This is a genomic window from Paracandidimonas soli, assembly GCF_004342005.1.
In the GTDB taxonomy this organism is placed as follows: Bacteria; Pseudomonadota; Gammaproteobacteria; order Burkholderiales; family Burkholderiaceae_B; genus Paracandidimonas; species Paracandidimonas soli.
On record NZ_SMBX01000007.1, the window covers coordinates 128,941 to 149,489 of the forward strand.

20 protein-coding genes are annotated in these 20,549 nt (G+C 62.5%); 8 read left to right on the forward strand and 12 right to left on the reverse strand.

The features are described from left to right. Positions 1 to 89 precede the first annotated feature (89 nt). The 8 genes from EV686_RS13860 to araD all read left to right on the forward strand — a co-directional run bounded on the left by EV686_RS13860 (position 90) and on the right by araD (position 7,687). Positions 90 to 854: an RraA family protein gene (locus tag EV686_RS13860; protein ID WP_132477546.1), complete on the forward strand. Its 765-nt coding sequence runs from the start codon at positions 90 to 92 to the stop codon at positions 852 to 854. A gap of 194 nt (positions 855 to 1,048) precedes the next feature. Further along, on the forward strand, positions 1,049 to 2,029 hold the full coding sequence (locus tag EV686_RS13865) for a Bug family tripartite tricarboxylate transporter substrate binding protein (RefSeq protein ID WP_243650893.1): 981 nt from the start codon (positions 1,049 to 1,051) through the stop codon (positions 2,027 to 2,029). Positions 2,030 to 2,149: 120 nt separating this feature from the next. Beyond that, positions 2,150 to 2,356 carry a tautomerase family protein gene (locus EV686_RS13870; RefSeq protein WP_132477547.1) on the forward strand — a complete coding sequence of 69 codons (207 nt, stop codon included), beginning with the start codon at positions 2,150 to 2,152 and terminating at the stop codon, positions 2,354 to 2,356. After that, the gene (gene mhpD / locus EV686_RS13875; protein WP_132477548.1) at positions 2,353 to 3,165 is read left to right on the forward strand and encodes a 2-keto-4-pentenoate hydratase; all 813 of its coding nucleotides are present in this window, start codon (positions 2,353 to 2,355) and stop codon (positions 3,163 to 3,165) included. The genes EV686_RS13870 and mhpD overlap by 4 nt, the downstream gene beginning before the upstream one ends. Then, the gene (locus EV686_RS13880) at positions 3,162 to 3,929 is read left to right on the forward strand and encodes a 2-keto-4-pentenoate hydratase (protein WP_132477549.1); all 768 of its coding nucleotides are present in this window, start codon (positions 3,162 to 3,164) and stop codon (positions 3,927 to 3,929) included. The genes mhpD and EV686_RS13880 overlap by 4 nt, the downstream gene beginning before the upstream one ends. A 26-nt stretch (positions 3,930 to 3,955) precedes the next feature. Further along, positions 3,956 to 4,909 (forward strand): acetaldehyde dehydrogenase (acetylating), encoded by a 954-nt coding sequence (locus tag EV686_RS13885; RefSeq protein WP_132477550.1) that lies wholly within the window; start codon positions 3,956 to 3,958, stop codon positions 4,907 to 4,909. Beyond that, positions 4,906 to 5,928, forward strand: a complete 1,023-nt coding sequence (gene dmpG / locus EV686_RS13890; RefSeq protein ID WP_132477551.1) for a 4-hydroxy-2-oxovalerate aldolase — start codon at positions 4,906 to 4,908, stop codon at positions 5,926 to 5,928. Before EV686_RS13885 ends, dmpG begins: the two co-directional genes overlap by 4 nt. A gap of 31 nt (positions 5,929 to 5,959) precedes the next feature. Continuing rightward, on the forward strand, positions 5,960 to 7,687 hold the full coding sequence (gene araD, locus EV686_RS13895) for an L-arabinonate dehydratase (RefSeq protein ID WP_132477552.1): 1,728 nt from the start codon (positions 5,960 to 5,962) through the stop codon (positions 7,685 to 7,687). Positions 7,688 to 7,775: 88 nt separating this feature from the next. Here araD and EV686_RS13900 read toward each other — a convergent pair whose 3' ends face one another. The 12 genes from EV686_RS13900 to EV686_RS13955 form a co-directional block, all read right to left on the reverse strand. Continuing rightward, positions 7,776 to 8,732: an NAD-dependent epimerase/dehydratase family protein gene (locus EV686_RS13900; protein WP_132477553.1), complete on the reverse strand. Its 957-nt coding sequence runs from the start codon at positions 8,730 to 8,732 to the stop codon at positions 7,776 to 7,778. A 9-nt stretch (positions 8,733 to 8,741) separates the two neighbouring features. Beyond that, positions 8,742 to 9,152 (reverse strand): cupin domain-containing protein, encoded by a 411-nt coding sequence (locus EV686_RS13905; protein ID WP_132477554.1) that lies wholly within the window; start codon positions 9,150 to 9,152, stop codon positions 8,742 to 8,744. 45 nt (positions 9,153 to 9,197) lie between these two features. Next, positions 9,198 to 10,055, reverse strand: coding sequence for an SDR family oxidoreductase (locus tag EV686_RS13910; protein ID WP_132477555.1), 858 nt, complete (start codon positions 10,053 to 10,055; stop codon positions 9,198 to 9,200). Beyond that, entirely contained in the window at positions 10,039 to 11,172 is a 1,134-nt protein-coding gene (locus EV686_RS13915) for an NADH:flavin oxidoreductase/NADH oxidase (protein WP_132477556.1), read from the reverse strand. The genes EV686_RS13910 and EV686_RS13915 overlap by 17 nt, the downstream gene beginning before the upstream one ends. A 10-nt stretch (positions 11,173 to 11,182) precedes the next feature. Next, entirely contained in the window at positions 11,183 to 12,148 is a 966-nt protein-coding gene (locus EV686_RS13920) for a Bug family tripartite tricarboxylate transporter substrate binding protein (RefSeq protein ID WP_132477557.1), read from the reverse strand. Between the two features lie 44 nt (positions 12,149 to 12,192). Beyond that, complete coding sequence (locus EV686_RS13925) at positions 12,193 to 14,310, reverse strand: acetate--CoA ligase family protein (protein WP_132477558.1); 2,118 nt, start codon at positions 14,308 to 14,310, stop codon at positions 12,193 to 12,195. 4 nt (positions 14,311 to 14,314) lie between these two features. Next, positions 14,315 to 15,853: an acetyl-CoA acetyltransferase gene (locus tag EV686_RS13930; RefSeq protein ID WP_132477559.1), complete on the reverse strand. Its 1,539-nt coding sequence runs from the start codon at positions 15,851 to 15,853 to the stop codon at positions 14,315 to 14,317. Continuing rightward, complete coding sequence (locus tag EV686_RS13935; RefSeq protein WP_132477560.1) at positions 15,850 to 16,569, reverse strand: SDR family NAD(P)-dependent oxidoreductase; 720 nt, start codon at positions 16,567 to 16,569, stop codon at positions 15,850 to 15,852. The genes EV686_RS13930 and EV686_RS13935 overlap by 4 nt, the downstream gene beginning before the upstream one ends. Before the next feature lie 95 nt (positions 16,570 to 16,664). Beyond that, positions 16,665 to 17,072 carry a Zn-ribbon domain-containing OB-fold protein gene (locus EV686_RS13940; protein ID WP_132477561.1) on the reverse strand — a complete coding sequence of 136 codons (408 nt, stop codon included), beginning with the start codon at positions 17,070 to 17,072 and terminating at the stop codon, positions 16,665 to 16,667. Further along, complete coding sequence (locus EV686_RS13945) at positions 17,069 to 18,247, reverse strand: thiolase family protein (RefSeq protein ID WP_132477562.1); 1,179 nt, start codon at positions 18,245 to 18,247, stop codon at positions 17,069 to 17,071. Before EV686_RS13945 ends, EV686_RS13940 begins: the two co-directional genes overlap by 4 nt. A 12-nt stretch (positions 18,248 to 18,259) precedes the next feature. After that, positions 18,260 to 19,249: a Bug family tripartite tricarboxylate transporter substrate binding protein gene (locus EV686_RS13950; protein WP_165972616.1), complete on the reverse strand. Its 990-nt coding sequence runs from the start codon at positions 19,247 to 19,249 to the stop codon at positions 18,260 to 18,262. 36 nt (positions 19,250 to 19,285) lie between these two features. Then, positions 19,286 to 20,548: a CaiB/BaiF CoA transferase family protein gene (locus EV686_RS13955; RefSeq protein WP_132477564.1), complete on the reverse strand. Its 1,263-nt coding sequence runs from the start codon at positions 20,546 to 20,548 to the stop codon at positions 19,286 to 19,288. Position 20,549: the final 1 nt, after the last annotated feature.

The following is a 20,549-nucleotide window of genomic DNA, read 5'->3' on the forward strand; positions in this document are numbered from 1 at the left end:
GGTATTGGACTGATAGTACTGTATCTCCCATCATATGCCTGTTGGTCCATGCAAGCCTATAAAGAGTGGCCAATACGGAGACATAGACTATGGATGCCCATACCCCCAGTAACCAGATCAAACTGCCCGACGGCCTGCTGCAACGGATGTCGCGGATGTCCACCGGATCGCTGTCGATCCAGCTGTTCAAGCGCGGCATCCGCAACTGCTTCCTCGCCAGCCTCAAGCCGCTCAATCCGGCGGCGGCGCGCTTCGCCGGAACCGCCTTCACGATGCGCCTGATCCCCGCGCGCGAAGACATCGACAACTACGAGAACCTGGTGCCCTACCCCTCCGAACGCAACCTGCAATGGAAGGCGGTCGACGCCATCGGGAAAGACGAGGTGCTGGTGGTGGACAGCCGCAACGACTGCAATGCGGCATCGGGCGGCGGCATCCTGCTGACGCACATGATGACCAAAGGCGTAGCCGGCATCGTCACCGACGGCGCGCTGCGCGACGGCGTCGAGATCGCGGCCATGCCGTTTCCCGCCTATGCGCGCGGCATCAATGCAACCACGCGCCTGGCCGGCCACCACGTGGCGGACCTGCAATCGCCGATCGCCTGCGCTGGAGTGCCGGTGTACCCGGGCGACGTGCTGGTGGGAGACGGCGACGGCGTCGTGGTGGTCCCGCGCTATCTCGCCCAGGAAGTGGCGGATGCGGCCGAACAGCAGGATGCCATGGAGCAATGGCTGCAGCAGCGCATCGCGGACGGAGCGCCGCTATACGGCACCTATCCGCCCAACGAAGAAACCCGAGCGCAATACGAAGCCTGGCGGCAATCGCAGAAGCAGGATACGTCGTCAAGCTGACCACGCGCCAAAACGAAGTTTCGACGTAAGTCAAAGCGCAAGCCTCGTCGTTCACGACGAGGTCAAGCGAGGCAGTGTTTTTACGGCGCCGAAGGCGCCCCCATATTGTGGCGAGAAAGCTCCCGACTTCAGGCGGGAGTGACTCACCATCCTCGGCGGCAGGGCCGCCAATCAAAAACATAAGGAGACAAGCCATGAAACACCTTTCCCGCTGGGGAGCCCTTTTGTGCCTCACCATGGGCGCCGCGCTGCCGGCCACGGCATCGGCGGCGGATGTCGCGGATTCCTATCCGCAGCGCCCGGTCACCATCACGGTCGGATACGCGCCGGGCGGAGGCACCGATATCGTCGCCCGCCTGATGGCCAAGGAACTGGCCAAGACGCTGGGCCAGCCATTCGTCGTCGAGAACAAGCCCGGCGCCGCCAACAACATCGCCGTGGACGCCGTCTCGCGCGCCAAGCCCGACGGCTATACGCTGCTGCTCAGTGCGGTGACCAGCGCCGTCAACCAGTCGCTCTACAAGGACCTGAAGTTCGATTTCTCGAAGGACTTCGCACACATTGCCAAGATTTCCGAAGGCGGCTTCTATCTGGTCGTGCCGCCCAACTCGCCCGCGAACAGCCCCAAGGAGCTGGCCGACATGTTCCGCCAGGAGCCCGGCAAGCACACATTCGCCTCGTCCGGCGTAGGCACTTCCATCCACGCGACCGGCGAAATGTTCATTGCCCAAAGCAAGATCAAGGGAATCCATGTGCCTTATCGCGGCAGCTCGTTGGCGCTGACCGGCCTGATGGGCGGCGAGACGGACTATATGTTCGACAACACGGCGCTGCCGCTCATCCAGGGCGGCAAGGTGAAGGCCCTGGCTGTCTCGACCAAGGAGCGCTCTCCCCACTTGCCAGACCTGCCCACGATGCAGGAAGCCGGCTACCCCGAATTCGAGTCCACCTGGTGGTATGGCATTTCGGCGCCCGCAGGCACCCCGAAGCCGATCGTGGACAAGCTCAATGCCGCATTGATGAAGGCATTGCAGGAACCCGAGGTGCGGGTGGCGCTGGAGCGGATCGGCAAAGTGCCGGAGCCCAACACGCCTGAAGACTACGCCACATTCATCGACAACGAACTGGTGCGCTGGAGATCGGTTGTCCAGGCTGCGGGCATGACGGCGCAGTAAGCGCGCCGGCGTATCCCCGACGCATCGCAGCATACCGGGGCCCGGCCATCCGCGCAGGCCGGGCGCTGGCTTCCTGTTCCATTGCCGACTCATTCCCTGTTCATTTTTCGAGGAGCCTTCATGCCCCTGATTCAAATCACCCTGATCGAAGGCCGCGACGGCGAAACGATCACGCAATGCGCCAAAGCAGTGGCGCGCACTGTCCACAACAGCCTGGGCGCTCCGTTGGAAAGCATCCGCGTGGTGGTCAATCAAGTGCCCGCTTCGCAATGGATCGTCGGCGAGCGCAGCAAGGCCGAGATCGATGCCGGCAAGGAGCGTACATGAGCCTGACGCCTGACATCATTGCACAGGCTGCCAAGGCGCTGCGCGACGCTGCCGCCAGCGGCCGCTTCATCGCACCGCTGCGCGAGCAATATCCGCAGATCACCGCAGAGGACGCCTACACCATCCAGGCCCTCAACATCCAGGAACGCATCCAGCAGGGCAGGCGCATCGTCGGCCGCAAGATCGGCCTGACTTCACGCGCCGTCCAGACACAGCTGGGCGTGGACCAGCCCGACTTCGGCGCGCTGCTCGACGACATGGAGTTCGGTGACAGCGAGCCCATCCCGGCAGCCATCCTGCACCAGCCCAAGGTGGAAGCCGAGATCGCATTCGTGCTGGGACGCGACCTGCGCAGCGAGCGGCCCGGCTATGCCGAAGTGATTGGTGCGATCGACTACGCACTGCCCGCCATCGAAGTCGTGGGCAGCCGCATCGCGAACTGGGACATCCGCTTCGTCGACACGGTGGCGGACAACGCCTCCGCCGGCGCCTATGTGCTGGGAGGCACGCCGTATTCGCTGCGCGGCCTGGATCTCCGCCTGGCCGGCATGGCCATGTCGCGCGCGGGCGACCTGGTTTCCACCGGCGCCGGCGCGGCCTGCCTGGGCCACCCGCTCAACGCCGTCGTCTGGCTGGCGCGCACCATGGCGCAGTTGGGCAGCCCGCTGCGCGCCGGCGAAGTCATACTGTCCGGAGCGCTCGGTCCCATGGCTCCTGCGCAGCCCGGCGACTGGTTCGAAGCCCAGATCGAAGGCCTGGGCTCGGTACGCGCGGCATTCGATATCGCGACGCAGGAGGCGCAATCATGAGCAAACTGGAAAACTACGCCCAGGTACTGGACGAAGCGGCGCTGGGCAGCCAGGCGATCGCGCCTATCGATTCTGAAAATACGCTGAGCCTGGACGATGCCTATCGCATCCAGTCGTTGTCGATCGGCCGGCGCCTGGCGCGCGGCGAACGCCGCGTCGGCGTCAAGATGGGCTTCACCAGCCGGGCCAAGATGGCGCAGATGGGCCTGTCCGACATGATCTGGGGCCGGCTGACCGACGCCATGCTGCTGGAGGAAGGCGGCGAGGTGGATTCGGGACGCTTCGTGCACCCCCGCGTCGAGCCTGAAATCGCTTTTCTGCTCAAGCAGCCGCTGGCCGGCAACGTCTCCGCCCCCGAAGCGCTGGCCGCCGTGGAAGCCATTGCGCCGGCGCTGGAAATCATCGATTCCCGCTACCGCGACTTCAAATTCAACCTGCCCGAAGTCATTGCCGACAACGCCTCCTCCAGCGCCTTTGCGCTGGGCGCATGGCATACGCCGCAATGCGACTTCGGCAACCTGGGACTGGTCATGCGCATCGACGGACGTCCGGTGCAGGTGGGATCGACCGCCGCCCTGCTTGGTCATCCGCTGCGTTCGCTGGTCGCCGCTGCACGCCTGTCCGCCGCGGTCGGAGAGCCGCTCCAGGCCGGCTGGATCGTGCTGGCCGGCGGCGCCACGCCGGCCGAATGGCTGAAGCCGGGTCAGCACGTCTCGGTACAGATGCAACAGCTGGGAAGCGCCGGATTTCAACTGCGCGCGTGAACAGCGGGCGGCAAGGAGAGGAACTCATGAGCAAGAAACGCAAAGCCGCGATCATCGGCAGCGGCAACATTGGCACGGACTTGATGATCAAGATCCTGCGCCACGGCAAGCACCTGGAAATGGCGGCCATGGTCGGCATCGATCCGGACTCGGACGGCCTGGCACGCGCCGCCCGCATGGGCGTGCCCACCACGCATGAAGGCGTGCAGGGGCTGATCGGCATGAACGGCTTTGAAGACATCGACTTCGTCTTCGACGCCACCAGCGCCTCCGCCCATATCCGCAACGATGCCGCGCTGCGCAAGGCCAGGCCTGGCATCCGGCTGATCGACCTGACGCCGGCTGCCATCGGCCCGTACTGCATCCCCGTGGTCAACGGCGATACGCACCTGGATGCGCCCAACGTCAACATGGTCACCTGCGGCGGCCAGGCCACCATCCCGATCGTAGCCGCCGTCTCCCAGGTGGCCAAGGTGCACTACGCCGAGATCGTCGCCTCCATTGCCAGCAAGAGCGCCGGCCCAGGCACCCGCGCCAACATCGACGAATTCACCGAAACCACCTCCAGGGCCATCGAAGCCGTCGGCGGCGCGGCCAGGGGCAAGGCCATTATCGTCTTGAATCCCGCCGAACCTCCGCTGATCATGCGCGACACCGTGTTCATCCTCAGCGAAGCGGTCGAGCCCGCGCAAGTCGAAGCCTCTATCGAGGCCATGGTCGCCAGGGTGCAGTCCTATGTGCCGGGCTACCGCCTCAAGCAGAAAGTGCAGTTCGACGAAGTCTCCCCCGACGCACCGCTGAACATCCCGGGCCACGGGCGCTTCTCGGGCCTCAAGACTTCCGTCTTCCTGGAGATCGAAGGCGCCGCCCACTACCTGCCGGCCTATGCCGGCAACCTGGACATCATGACTTCGGCAGCGCTGGCCACGGCCGAGCGCATGGCCCGGGAACTATCGGCACAGAGCAAGGAATCGGCATGAGCACGCAGAAACTGTATATCTCCGATGTCACGCTGCGCGATGGCAGCCACGCAATCCGCCACCAGTACACGGTGGAGCAGGTACGCCAGATCGCCCGTGCGCTGGACGAAGCCAAGGTCGACAGCATCGAAGTCGCCCACGGCGACGGCCTGCAGGGCTCCAGCTTCAACTACGGCTTCGGCGCGCACTCCGATCTCGAATGGATCGAAGCTGCGGCCGATGTGATCGAGCATGCGAAGATCGCCACGCTGCTGCTGCCCGGCATCGGCACCGTGCACGACCTGAAGGCCGCCTACGACGCCGGCGCACGCATCGTGCGTGTCGCAACCCACTGCACCGAGGCGGACGTATCCAGGCAGCACATCGAATACGCCCGCGAACTGGGCATGGATACCGTAGGCTTTCTCATGATGAGCCACATGACCACGCCCGAGCACCTGGCGCAGCAGGCCAAGCTGATGGAAAGCTATGGCGCCACCTGCATCTACATCGTGGACTCCGGCGGCGCCATGAACATGAACGACATCCGTGCACGCATGCACGCCTTCAAGGCAACGCTGCTGCCCGAAACGGAAATCGGCATCCACGCGCACCACAACCTCAGCCTGGGCGTGGCCAACTCCATCGCGGCCGTCGAGGAAGGCTGCCATCGCGTCGATGCCAGCCTGGCCGGCATGGGCGCCGGCGCGGGCAATGCGCCGCTGGAAGTCTTCATCGCCGCGGCCGAGAAGATGGGCTGGAACCATGGCACCGATCTGTTCAAGCTGATGAATGCAGCCGACGACATCGTGCGCCCGCTGCAGACGCGTCCGGTCAGGGTCGACAGGGAAACGCTGGCGCTGGGCTATGCCGGCGTGTATTCGAGCTTCCTGCTGCACAGCGAAACGGCGGCTCGCAAGTACGGGCTGGAGCCGGTGGACATCCTGGTCGAACTCGGCAAGCGCCGCATGGTCGGCGGCCAGGAAGACATGATCGTCGACGTCGCCCTGGACTTGCTGGCGCGGCGGGCAGGCAACTGAAATTACGCAACGCAACCCAGGAAGACACATCATGACCCGCTCTTACGAGGACCTGCGCAGCGCCCGCTGGTTCGCGCCCGACGATTTCCGCAGTTTCGGCCACCGCTCCCGCGTGCTGCAGATGGGCTACAACTACGACGACTGGATGGGCAAGCCGGTCATCGCCATCATCAATACCTGGAGCGACGCCAACCAGTGCCATACTCACTTCAAGCAACGCGTCGAGGATGTCAAGCGCGGCATCCTGCAGGCCGGCGGCTTTCCGCTGGAGCTGCCCGCCATCAGCCTGTCCGAGAGCATGGTCAAGCCGACCACCATGCTCTATCGCAACTTTCTCGCCATGGAAACCGAGGAACTGCTGCGCAGCCACCCTGTTGACGGCGCCGTGCTCATGGGCGGATGCGACAAGACGACTCCCGGCCTGACCATGGGCGCGCTCTCCATGGGCCTGCCGTTCATCTACCTGCCCGCAGGCCCGATGCTGCGCGGCAACTGGAAAGGCCAGGTGCTCGGCTCCGGTTCGGACGCCTTCAAGTACTGGGATGAACGCCGCGCCGGACGCCTGTCGGACCAGGCCTGGTCCGAAATGGAAGCCGGCATCGCGCGCAGCCACGGCACCTGCATGACCATGGGTACCGCCGCCACGATGATGGGCATCGCCGAAGCCGTCGGCCTCTCATTGCCCGGCGCATCCAGCATCCCCGCGCCCGACGCCAACCACCCGCGCATGAGCACCGCCTGTGGACGGCGCATCGTCGAAATGGTCTGGGAAGGCCTCACCCCCGCCAGGATGCTCAGCCGCGCCAATTTCGAGAACGGCATCGCCTGCGCCATGGCCATGGGCTGCTCCACCAATGCCATCATCCACCTCATCGCCATGTCGCGCCGCGCCGGCCATCCAGTCAGCCTCGATGACTTCGACGCCGCCAGCCGCAAAGTCCCCGTCATCGCCAACATACGCCCCAGCGGCACCCAATACCTGATGGAGGACTTCTATTACGCCGGCGGCCTGCGCGCGATGCTGCAGCGCATCCGCCGCCACCTGCACACCGAAGCGCTTACGGTCAACGGAAAAACCCTGGGCGAGAATATCGATGGCGCAGAGGTTTATCACGACGACGTCATCCGCCCGCTGGACCAGCCCATCTATGCCGAAGGCGCGCTGGCCGTGCTGCGCGGCAATCTCGCGCCCGACGGCGTCGTCATCAAGCCCAGCGCCTGTGCGCCGCATCTGCTGCGGCATACCGGACGCGCACTGGTCTTCGACGACTATCCCAGCCTCAAGCAGGCCGTCACCGATCCCGACCTGGACGTCACCGGCGACGACATCCTCGTGCTGCGCAACGCCGGCCCCAGGGGCGCCGGCATGCCAGAATGGGGCATGCTCCCCATTCCCACCAAGCTGCTCAAGCAAGGCGTTTCGGACATGCTGCGACTTTCAGACGCGCGCATGAGCGGCACGAGCTACGGCGGCTGCCTGCTGCATTGCTCCCCAGAAGCGGCCGTGGGCGGACCGCTGGCCCTGGTCAGGACCGGCGACCTCATCACCGTCGACGTGCCTGCGCGCACGATCCATCTGGAAATCAGCGACGAAGAGATGGCGGCCCGGAAAGCCGCCTGGAAGCCGGCCGCGCCACGCTACGAGCGCGGCTACGGCTGGATGTTCGGACAGCACATCAAGCAGGCCGACGAAGGCTGCGACTTCGATTTCCTGGAGAGCACCTTCGGCGCGCCCGTGCCCGAGCCGGATATTTTCTGATGGGCACAGGCTTGCGCTTGCACTTCAGCCGGCTCGTCCGGCACGGCCAGTCGCAGTGCAAGCGCCTGATTGCAGGCGCTGCGGACGATCAGGCGCTTCGCAGCGACTCGCGCGCGAGACTCAGGGTATGCTCGATGCCTTTCCGGAGATCGTACTTGGGAGCGTAGCCCAGCTCCTTGCGCGCTCGGGAGATGTCCAGGGCTCCCTTCTTGGCCGTGGGAAACTTGTCGCCATGCAGGTACCAGCCCGGAGAGGTCGACACATCGGCTCCCGGAACCAGCTCGCGAACGATGCGCGCCACATCATCGATGGAGGGAGCCTGCCCGGTGGCGATGTGGTAGGCATCGAAACGGTGCTTGGGTTTGTCCAGCGCCAGCAGGACGCCCGCGACGGTATCGTCTATATACACTTGGTCCACGGCCAGATCGCCGCCCGCCTTCAGATGATAGGACTGGCCAGCCAGCGCCGCATCGATGAACACTTTGGGTACGCGGGCCCTGGGCAGATCGGGGCCATACACCCAGCACGTGCGTGTATTGATGCACTCTATCCCGTACCGGTCCGCATAGATTCGACCGTAGTGCTCCGCTGCGAGCTTGGTCAGGCCGTAGACGCTGGTGGGCTTCTGGGGATGCGTCTCGTCGATGATGTGGGCAGTGAAGTCTCCGTAGGTCTCTTCGGTACTGATGTTCACCACGCGTTTGACATCGTGGAAGCGCATGGCCTCGAAAAGATTGACCGAGCCCTCGACATTGACTCGCATTGCCTTTACAGGGATGTCGGCCGCATGCACGACACCGACGATCGCCGCCGCATGGACCACGGCCTGGGGCTCATGCTTGCGGAAGGCCTCCATCACCTGCGACCATTCTCCCAGATCCGCTTCTACTGAAGCGAACCTGGGATAGTGCTGCCGCAACGCCGACAATTGCGGCGACATGTGTATGTCCAGACCAATGACCTCATCGCCGCGCGCCAGCAGCGCCTTGACGATACCGAGCCCCAGCCAGCCCGACGCGCCCGTTACGAGAATACGCTTCGCCATGTCGCCTTCCTATTCGTCGCTCGGAGGCGTGGTGATGACGAGAAACACCAAAGGCTCCGTCCCCGTGCAATGCAGTTCGTGCACGACGCCCGGCGGGATGAAAGCAACATCTTTCGCCCTCACCACGCGGCGCTCGCCGTCGGTGATCAACACGCCCTCCCCGCTCAGCATATGGTAGATCTGCTCCTGGACCTTGTGGACATGGCTTTCCACATAGGCTCCCGGCTCGTAACACGAAATCCTGTGGTCGAAGAACTTGCTTCCCGTCAGGTCCGGAGTAACGATGGCCTTCGACAAGGCCTGGTGATAATGTCCTGGATACTCCGTCCAGAACAATTCCGCCAGATTGCGTGTTACCGCCGCGGCATAGGGCACGGCTGCATCGTTTTCTTGGGCTTGCTTGTTTGGATTGTCTTTCATGGCTTGTCTACCTTGTTGACGAATGGAATTGGATTCGAAAACCGATCAGGCCGGCTTTCCTTGTATGTCGATGGGCGGCTCGGCCGTCCAGGTGGAATCATTGGCCAACTGCGGCCAGCCTATGGGATCGGCGGCATCCATGGGCGCGGATGCATTCCAGCGAGTTGCGGTCACGCGGCGGCCATGCATGCCTCCAGAAGCCTCGGATGCCAGCCAGCAGACGGGTGGAGCCACCAGTGCGGGAGATATCAGGGCATCTTGCCTCGCCTTTTCTTCTCGTCTTGCCATAGGCGTATCCACCGGCCCGCCCGGATTCAGGACATTGACGGTGATCGGAGTGCCCCGCAGATCCGCCGCCATTACCGCCGAGGCCGACTCCAGGGCGGCCTTCGACATGGCGTAGGGCAGGAACCCGGGGCGCAGCATGGCTGTCAGGCTAGTGCCGACGTTGACTATCCTGCCCCAGTGCCGGTTGAACATCGGCAGTAGCGCCAAGGCGAGCGCAATGGGTGCATGCGCATTGATGTCCATGAATCTCTGCAGTATCGATGCATCGATCTCGTCCAGTCTCAACGAACGCTTGTAGTAGTCCGGCCGGATGCTGCCCATGCCTACGCCCGCATTATTGATTAGCGCAGTCAAGCCGCCGAAGTGCCGCAGGACCGCCTCCACAACCGCATCTCTTCCCGACTGAAGCGCCAGATCCGCCTCCACTTGCACCAGGGCTCCCGGCCAGGCCTGCGAGGCTTCGGCAAATACGGCGGGCCGGCGCGCCACTGCCAGGACATGGTGCCCCTGCTCCAGCAAGGACCGTACCAACTCGCGGCCGATGCCTCCCGCCGCGCCAGTCACCACGGTAACGGGGCGTCCTGCAACGCCTGCGGGATCAGGCCGCCGGTCCATAGCCTGCCTTGCTTCGCCGCTGCAGCCACCACTGGTACTGGGGCGGCATCATTTCGAAATCCGGATCTTCGGCTAGCTGCGCCGCGGCATGGTGCGCCCAGAACGGGTTGAACAACAATTCGCGTCCGATGGCGACCAAGTCGGCGTCTCCTCGCTCAATGATTGCGTTTGCGTGGCTGGGCTCGATGATCAAGCCGACCGCGGCAGTCGCAATATCGACTGATTTGCGTATCTGCCTGGCGTAGGACACCTGGAACCCCATGGGCCGCTTGATGGCGGCGGCCGTGGGAGAACGAGTGCCTATCCCGCCCGACGAGCAATCGATCACATCCACGCCCCGCTTTTTCAGCTCGGCGCACAGGCGCGCAGAGTCGGACAGTGTCCAGCCGCCTTCGTCCACGGCGGAAATACGGAAGAACAAAGGCTTTCCCTCGGGCCAGGCGCGACGCACGGCAGCAGCAATCTCCAGCGCGAAACGCATGCGGTTCTCAAGGCTGCCGCCCCAACGGTCGCTGCGTCGATTGCAGGCCTCGGACAGAAACTGGTGAATCAGATATCCGTGCGCGCCATGCAGTTCAAGCACATCGAAACCAATGCTGTCGGCGCGACGTGCTGCCTGGGCGAAGGCGTCGATCACGGTTTCAATATCGCTCTCGGACATTTCGCGCGGCGTCGGCCAGCCCTCCATATACGCAATAGGACTGGGGCCTATCACCTCCCAATGCTGCTGGCCTTCGATAGGCACGCTCCTGTCCAGGGTGCCATATCCTTCCCAGGGCCGGAGCGTGCCTGCCTTGCGGCCCGCATGGTTGAGCTGGATGCCGGCAGCAGCGCCCTGGGCATGGATGAAGTCCACAATCCGCGATAACGGCGCCATCTGTTCATCTTTCCAAAGGCCCATGTCGCCCACCGTGCCCAGGCCGCGCCGCTCGACCTTGGTCGCCTCCGTGAATATCAGACCGACTCCTCCCGCAGCGAATTTGGCGAAATGCGCGAAGTGCCAGTCGGTGACGCTGCCGTCCAGGGCAGCGTACTGGGCCATGGGGGACAGCATGATGCGGTTTTTCAGTACTATGCCCCGCAAGGCAAGCGGCGAAAATAATTCGGTAGCAGACATTCTTGCACTCCTATTCGAGCTTGATGCCGGTGTCACGGATGAATTGTGCCCATCGGTCGTATTCGGCACGGTGGAAAGCAGCGAAATCGGCTACGCTTCCTCCCATGACTTCGGCTCCTATACCGGAGAATTTCTGTCCCACGTCGGGAGCCTTCAATGCAGTGTTGATGGCATCGTTCAGCTTCTGGACGACGTCGGGCGGCGTGCCCGCAGGCGCCCAGATGGCGAACCAGGGCACTACTTCGAAACCTGGCAGTGTCTCGGCCACCGCGGGAACATCGGGCAAGAGAGGGGAACGGGACTTGCTGCTGATAGCCAGGGGACGGATTGCGTTTGCCTTGATTTGCGTCATCGACGTTCCGATCGTATCGAATATCATCGACACCTGGTTGCCCAGCAACGCCATCATGGCCGGCCCTCCGCCGTTGTACTGAATATCCCTGATATCCACCTTCGCTTCTTGTTTCAGGAGTTCGATCAGCAACTGGGGCGAAGCGCCTATGCCGGTACTGGCGTGCGTCAGCTCCCCTGGATTCGCGCGCGCCGTACCCAGCAACTGCGCCAACGATTGGATGGAAGACGAGGCATTCACGGACAACACGCTGGGTACTGCGGCGACAGTGCATACGGGAGTAAAGTCTTTCAGTGAGTTATAGGGCAACTCCTTGAACAGGGCGTCATTGACGGCATGAGTGCCGAAAGTCCCCAGGATCAGGGTATAGCCATCCGGAGCTTCACGCGCCACGGCTGCCGATCCTACCGTCCCGCCGGCTCCGGCCCGGTTCTGGATCACTACGGGAACCCCCAGCAGCTCGGACATCTTTTGCCCCAACGGGCGGGCGAATACATCCGTCATCCCTCCAGGCGGATATGGCACCACCAGGCGTATCGGCTTGTCGGGCCAGGCCGCTTGCGCGATGAAGGGTGCGCAAAGCGCGGCTGCCGCTACAGCTTTCAGTATGTTCATGAATCTCATGACTGTCTCCTCGTTATGGATCTTTTGTCTGTGTTGCGTCGGATTCAGCCGGTGCGATACACCACCGCGTCCACTGCGACGCACCCGTCTCCCACCGGCCTCAGGATGACGGGATTTAGATCGATGCTGTCGATGTACTGCAAGGGATCGGCCATCAGGTCCTGCACCCGCATGACACTGTCCACGAAGGCCTCCACGTCCAGTTCGGGTTCGCCCCGTACGCCTTGCAGCAATGGCGCCATGCGCAGCGATGCAAGGCCCGACTTGACGTCTTCGCGAGAGAATGGCGGCAGCAGCATGGCGACATCCGGCAGCGCTTCCACGTATTTGCCTCCGGCGCCGAATACCACGACAGGTCCGAATAGCGGATCGCGGTGCGCGCCAATCATCATTTCGTGGATCCCCTTGGCCATCCGGGCCACAATCGCACGTACCGGCAGGAGCCCATGACTTTGCATTGCGGCCGAGACATCACGCCATGCTTGCCTGACGGATGTCTCATCGCGCAGATCCAGATGCACCAGTCCCAGTTCAGTCTTGTGCGCTACGCTGGCTGAGCAACCTTTCAGTACAACGGGCCCACCCATGGCCTGAAATGCGTGCACCGCTGACTCCTCCGAGTCGCATTCCTGATGCGGTATCGTGCAGATCTTTGCTTTTGCCAACAGAGCAAGACTGCCCGCCTCGTCCAGCATGCTTGCTTCACCCGCAAGCGTTTCGCATACGCCCACGTAAGGAATGCAACCCGCGGCGATCCGCCGATTCATACTCTCGACCAGGCCCCAGTGAGCGACGAAACGGCCCAGCGCTTGCACAGCGTCTGTTTCCGTCTCGAACGTAGGCACGCCCTGGGCGCGAAATGCGTCCCTGACGCTGGGCTGCGCCGCGGAGCACAGGAACGGGCGCTGCGTTTCCTCAATGCAAGCCGCCGCATCGCGGGAGTAGCGCGGCACGTCGTATCCAGCGCCCGAGACCGGCAGCCCGGTCAGGAAAGCATCAATACCGGGTTCGGCCGCAAGCGCCTTCAGCGTACGTCCGAACAGGCTGCTGTCAGTCAGCATTGCGCCGGTCAGATCGATAGGGTTGTTGGGCAATGCGATTGGCGGCAGAGCTTCGCGCAGCTTGGCCACTGTGCCATCGGAAAAATTCGCCAGAGACAGGCCGGTAGATGCGATTGCATCCGCCGCCATCACACAGGTGGCGCCCGAAGTACTGATGGCAACCACCCGCTTCCCGCGAGGGCGCCATCCCTTCAGGTATAGCTCGACACCGTCCACCATTTCGCGCATGTCCTTGGCGCGCAGGATGCCGTGCTGCCGGAAAAAGGCATCGACCACCCTGTCTTCGCTGGCCAGTGCACCGGTATGCGACTGCGCGGCCGCCTGGCCGGCGGCCGTGCGCCCGCTCTTTATCGCCATGATGAACAATCCGCGCTCTCGTGCGACAGCCGCCGCCTGAGCCAGTCTGTGCGGATCTGGAAGGCCTTCCAGATACAACAGCAATACTTTCAGGGCTGGATCCTCAGCCACGATTGTTGCCATCTCGCACGCAGTGACATCGCAGTCGTTGCCTGTGGCATGGCTATGGCGTATCCCGATACCGCGCTGGCGCAGCAAACCGTACGGAACCACGCTCATTGCGCCGCTTTGGCTGATGATGCCGACCGGTCCGTCCATTGGCGGCACTTCGACGAACATCGTCGAAAAGCTGGCAATGGCTCCAGTGCCGAAATTGGCAATGCCTTGGGAGTTCGGTCCGATGATGCGCATGCCATGAGCCTGCGCTCTTGCGACCATCTCGCGCTCTTTCTGCTTGCCGTTCACAGGATCGCTCTCTGTCAGCCCCCCAGTCATCACCACTGCGATCTTGACGCCGGCTTGGCCACAGGCGTCGATGGCGTCGAATGCGGCCTGGCCAGCGACGGCGATAATCGCGAGGTCGGGTGTTTCCGGCAGATCCTCCAGCGCTGCCCATGTAGGCAAACCCTGGGTTTCCGTGCGTTTCGGATTGATGGGGTAGATCTTCCCCCGGAAGCCGAACTGCGTCAGGAAGCGCAGCGGGCGCCCCCCTACTTTGTTGGGGTTTTCCGATGCGCCGATGATGGCGATCGATCGGGGATCGAGCGCAGTACGCAAGAGTGCCGTGCAATGAGATATATCCATGTTGTCAGTCGGGCGTGAAAAGATTGAGGCCGCCCCGCTGTGTCACGGTGCCGGCGCGGCCAAGGCTTTCACGCGCTTGAAGATCGTTGAGCGTGGCGAGATCGTCGGGTGTATTGGCTATGAAGCGTTCGTTTGTCGCGGCCAGGCGTCCCAGAACAATGGCAAAAGAGGGACCGCTCCGATCATGCATCACGGTATAGGTTTCGATGACTGCGCGGCCCGCTGGCTGGCGGGCGACGGGCGCCGCCGGCAGGCGATCCAGCTCGGCCTGCAGCATTGCCGGCGCAGCCCTTTCCCACGGTTGCCGAGGAGGCGTAGTGGAATAGATTCCGTAGGAATGCTTGGTGACCCAATTGCCGTTTGCCGTGATCAGTCCTCGCTTGCCAGGCGCGGCGCGCAGCCTGCGCATCATTTCGCAAATGGACAGAACGACATAACTGTTGCCGGGACCGCCAAAATAGACGAGACCTCCTGTCACTGTCAGGTTTCGATGGTCGTCTTCCTTGATCCCCAGCTCCTTGCAGGCAATCTCGACTGCCGATGGAAAGCAGCTATAGATATCCAGAATGTCGATATCCCCAATGCCGCACCCAGCCATGTCCAGAGCCTGCCGGGACGCCGCCCGCATTGCGGGGGATGAGTGCAGATCGTAGCGTTCGGATGTGTACCAAGTGTCGTGCGCGTCAGCGCAACCATGCAGGTAAACCCACTTTTCCCGAGGAATGCCGCACTCCTGGGCAACCTGGACCGATGTGACGATGAATGCGGCAGCCTGGTCTATAAAGGCATTCGAGACCATGAAGCGCGAGTAGGGAAATCCGATCCAGCGGTTTTCCTCATCGACAGCGGACAACCTTTCGGCCGACCAGCCTGCGCGGCGCGTGGCCAGCGGATTCTGGCGAGCCACGTCGGCGAACCGCGCCATCAGTCTTGCCATGCTTTGCATATGCTCGTCGACCGAAGCCTTTCGCTGGCCGCGTATTGCATTCTCGAAAAGAGGATACATGGCAATGGCCGCCCGCATGCCATGGCGGTCTTCTTCATCGTTCCAGCCTCGGCGTGGATCACCGATCAGTTCTGGTGCCCCTCCCGGGTCTTCGTGCCAGGAAATGTCGGACTGGGCGCGCTCCAGCGCATGTTGCGTCCGCAGGGCTTCTCCGCCCGCCACCAGCGCCGCGCGCATTTCGCCACGCGAGATAGCCTCGGCGAAGTCGTTCACGAGGTATTGCGGCATATTGCCGCCGTTCCATGTATAGATATACCGCTTGGCATTCAGGCCAAGCCGATCCGCCAGGCTCTTGGGCGGATTGCTCGACCCGCCCAGCCGGGTGGCGAATCGATGCGACGTATCCGCATACGAGCGCAGCATTGCCACCGTATCGATGGAGCCGATAATGTCGGTCGACTGCGTATCGGCCAGTGCCAGGCGCGCGGCCTGGGCGATCAGATCGTACGGGGATCGCCCCAACGATGCCGGCGTATCAGTGTCGGTCAGGTCTCCAACCCCAACGATAATGGGCGCGCGCGGGTTCAAGGCGCTCATATCAGCCCGCCATTGGGCTGCACGATCTGTCCGTGCACCCACGATGCCTTGTCCGACACCAGGAATGCCACGACTTGAGCTATTTCACCCGGCGAGCCGATGCGATTGAACGGACTCATGGCAGCCGATCGCTGCCTGGCCTCATCGGTCTTTCCGGCGCGGAACAAATCGGTGTCCACCGGGCCAGGCGCTACGGCATTGACTCGCACGCCGCGAGGCGCCAGTTCCTTGGCCATGGCGCGCACCAGGCATTCGACTGCCGCCTTGGATGCACTGTACGGTCCGAGGCCCGCCGCGGCATGGCGCACCAGCGAGGTGGTCAGCGCCACTACCGATCCACCATCGACGACTTGCTGCCCGGCGTGACGCAGGATATTGAACGCACCTACGATGTTGATTTCGACCAGCTTGCGGAAGTTGTCGCTATCGAACTGATGGACGGGAGCGGGCGGTACGTTGATGCCGGCATTGGCCACTACGCAGTGCGGCTGCGTACCGAAGTCTCGCGTCACGTCGGAGAATACCTTGGCCACCTGAGCGTCATCGGCGATATCCACCTGATAGGACATCACCCGACTACCGCCTTCCAAGGGCTGTGCCGGTTTGCTGGATACATAGGTAAATGCCACATCGAAGCCGTCATTGGCCAATGCCTGGACGCAGGCGGCGCCGATGCCACGGGATCCGCCAAACACCAAGGCCAGTTTCTTGTTCATGTCGAGTCCTCTTTCAATTTTTCCGCGACCGGGAATGGCGCGCTGATGCTCATGATGGGTACCGCTCCTGATCGGGCGGCATGTAAAGCTCGCCCTCAGGCAGGGCCGGAGGCTGCTTCGAACCAGAACGGGTGGTCCTCGCCATTTTTCTCCGGCCAGGCAATGCGCATACGCATGCCCAGCTGCCATCCGTCTTCTCCCGCACCGCCCAGGGGAGCGAAAATACGCGGGCCTTCGTCCAGCTTGATCAGGCCCTCCCAGTAAGGGATCCGGTCGGCAAAGCCCGCTGCTGCAAAATGCGTGCGCGTGGCGGCGATCAGGACTCCGTATCCCGATGCTTTGCGCCATTGCAATTGCTCCGTCGTATGCAAGCTGATCGGCCGCGGATAGAATTGGTAGCGGTCGGCCCCGGCATCGTACTGAAGCAGCAGTTCGCGTCGCGCAATGGCTTCCCAGAAGGGCCGCGATGTGTCGGTGATGATCAGAGGTGCTTTATTGCTCATGCTCCTGCCTCCAGGGCGAGTGCGCTGCTGCACCCCCAGTTGCGGGCGTACTGAAGGACGCCGATGCCTGTCACCAGGGCGTTCTGGGCCGAGCGCAATTGACGCGGCCCGGCGCGGCCCAGCAATTGGGCAACGGCCTCGTACAGATTCACTCCACCGCCAGCCAGGCCAGGCTGGCCCGCCGATATTTGGCCGCCTCCCGTATTGATCGGCAAAGTCCCCCGCAACCCGATATCGGTATCCAGAATGAAGGATTCCGCCTGGCCGGTCCCGCAGAACCCGATTTGCTCCAGCTGCAGGATCAGCGCTATGTAGAAATCGTCGTATGGATGAAACGACTGCACGTCTGAAGGACGCCAACCCGCCGCCTTCAGGCAGGCAGGGCCGACTTCGGAAAACCCGGTCACGGTGATGTCGTCAATCTCGCCGCGTGGATCGAAATTCAATCGCTCGCGATAGGCCACCGGATGCACGAACTGCTTCATCCCCAGCGAGCGGGCCATCTTGGTTGACATCACCATGAAGGCATTGGCTCCGTCGCACCGCATGACGCAGTCCAGCAGCCTCAATGGCTCAGAAATCATGCGCGAGGCAAGGTATTCGTCTTCGGACAGAGGAGTACGCAATGCCTCGCATGCCAGATCGTTGAGCAGGGCGCCGGCCCGTTGGGTGACTGCCAGCTTGGCCATGCCGCGCTCGGGCAATCCATATCGGGCTGCATAGGCGGATGACAGCAATCCGAACGATACCGGCAGCCCATAGCCGAACGGGTCGCAGAATTCCTGCCGATAGCCGCTTTGCACCGTCGTAAAGCGGGTGGACGGGGCATCAGCAGCCAAGCAGACCGCGACCTCGCACAACCCCGAATGTATAGCGGCTGCGGCGCGAGCAATATTCCCAGCCACAGAGCATCCGCCGATATCGGAGACCTGCGCCCATTTCACGGACAGACCCAATGTTTCGCAAACCACGCTGGTCCAGAATGCGTTGCCCGCCTCGGCATTGGCCAGGGTGCTGGCAAAGCCGTCGATTCGATCTCGCTCAACGCCGGTCTGCTCGATCAGCGCGGCCAGGGCCTCGCCGCCGAGTTCCAGCGCTGTCTTTCCGCTGCGCTTGGCCAATTTGGTTTGCACGCAGCCGACGATAGCGATGTCTCTATCTTGCAGCCATTCCATGTCGTTCCACCTTTAGCCATTACGCAGGTTGAGTTTCTTTATGATCGGACGCCACATGTCTATATCGCTCCGGATAAGCGCATCGAATTCCTGCGGCGTACCCGTCTTGACGGTCAGGCCCAGCCCTTCGACGCGAGCCGCCAGTGCGGGATCGCCAAGTACCTTGGCAATGTCGGCGTTCAGTTGCTGTACCACCGCGGCATCCATGCTTGCCGGCCCCAGGATGCCGAACCAGTTTCCGGTGGCGTAGTCGGACACACCGCTTTCGGCGACGGTGGGCACATCCTTCAATAGCGAGGAGCGAGTACCACCGGTGACGGCCAGCGCCGTTACTCGACCGGCTTCAATTTGCGCCCGGGCGCCGGGCACGGTATTAATGCTCAATGGGATCTGGCCACCGGCCAGCGCAACGATGGACTCCTGGTCTCCCTTGTAATGCACCGGCGTCATTGGCACCCCGGTCATGGACGACAACAGCTCCCCGGCCAGGTGCACGGATGTCCCCACACCGGCCGTGCCGTAGGACAAGCCGTTCGGATCGGCCTTGCCTGCTTCCAACGCCTGCTTCAGCGTCGTGTAGCCACTGGCTTTGCTGGCAAGCACCACGTTCGATATATCCGCTACCTGGCTGATGGGCGTGAAATCCGCCAGCGTGTCATAGGGCAGCTTCTGGTAGACCAGATCATTGATGGAGTGCGCGCTGGTCACGATGATCAGGGTCCTGCCATCCGGCTTGGACTGAGCCGCTTCGCGCGAGGCGATTGTCCCTGCCGCACCGGGGCGATTCTCCACGACAACCGGAGCCTTCCACAGCTCACCCAGTTTTTCCGCCAGCTGCCGCGCCATGATGTCCGTGGCGCCGCCCGCGGCATACGGAACCAGCAAACGCGTGGCGCCTCGATCGCCCTGTGCGCTTGCACTGGCGGGGGCCAGGAAAGAACCCGCAAAAAACGCTGCGGATATCGCCACAAGAGCCCGTTTTTTCATGTTTGTCGTCTTCACTTTCATATCTCCTTCGCACCGCTCGACCGGTGAGCTTTAGTTCTGTTCTGGGTTTCGGGAAAGCCTGGATACCTCTTCTATGTCAGCATCCTCCATATTGAGTAAGGACGACAGCACCTCATAGGTATGCTGTCCATTGGTTGGTGGCGCCGTATATACATCCAATGGCGTAGCCGACATCCGCATCGGGGAAACCATCAATGGCACTTGCGTGCCGCAGGCATGCATGGCATGGGTCACGATGCCACGCGCTTCGATTTGCGGATCGGCGAATGCATCGCTCATTTCGTTGATCGGCCCTGCAACGAGGTTGGCTTGCTCCAGGATGGCCAGCCATTCGGCCTTGGTGCGAGTGCGGAAGATATTCTCGAGATCCTGGATCAAGGCTTCGCGATGAACGACCCTGGTGCCGTTGCTGCGGTACCGCGGGTCTTCGGCGAGCGCTTCAGCGCCGATTACGCTGCACAGCTTCTTGAACTGCGTATCGTTGCCCGCCACCATTACGATGTAGCCGTCGCTGCAGCGGAAGGCATTGGACGGAGACACCGATGGCGCGCCATTGCCAAAGCGTGCGGGGTTCTCGCCCGATACCAGATAGTGCATGGCCTGGTGTGACATGGCGGCCAGCTGAGCATCGAACATCGATATATCGATGTGCTGTCCCTGCGCTTCTGTCTGGCCGCCGATGTCACGCGCGTACAGCGCTGAAAGAATCGCCGTTGCGGCATACATGCCCGCAAGCATGTCCGACAGCACCATTCCCACTTTGACCGGACCGCCTCCCGGATGCTGATCGGGGTGACCGGTCACGCTCATGACTCCGCACATCGCCTGGAGCAGTGTGTCGTAGCCCAAGCGATGGCGATTCGGGCCGGTCTGTCCGAACGCGGTAATGGAACAGTAGACGATGCGCGGATTTATCTTCGAGATTGCAGGGTAATCCAGACCGTATTTCGCAAGATTGTCGACCTTGAAGTTCTCGATGAATACATCCGAGACAGCCGCCAACCGGCGAATGGCTTCCTGGCCTTGAGGCAAGGAAAGATCCACGGCAATGGACTTCTTGTTGCGGTTCGTACTCAGGTAATAAGACGATTCTTCAGTTGCCATGCCCTGAGGATCGGCCAGGAACGGCGGCCCAAGCCGGCGCATGTCGTCGCCTCGCCCAGGCTGCTCGACCTTGATGATCTCCGCGCCCAAGTCGCCCAGGATCTGGGTGCTCCACGGCCCCGAAAAGACTCTGCTCAGGTCCAGAATACGAATGCCCTTCAGCGGGCGCTTATCCACGATATCTTCCATG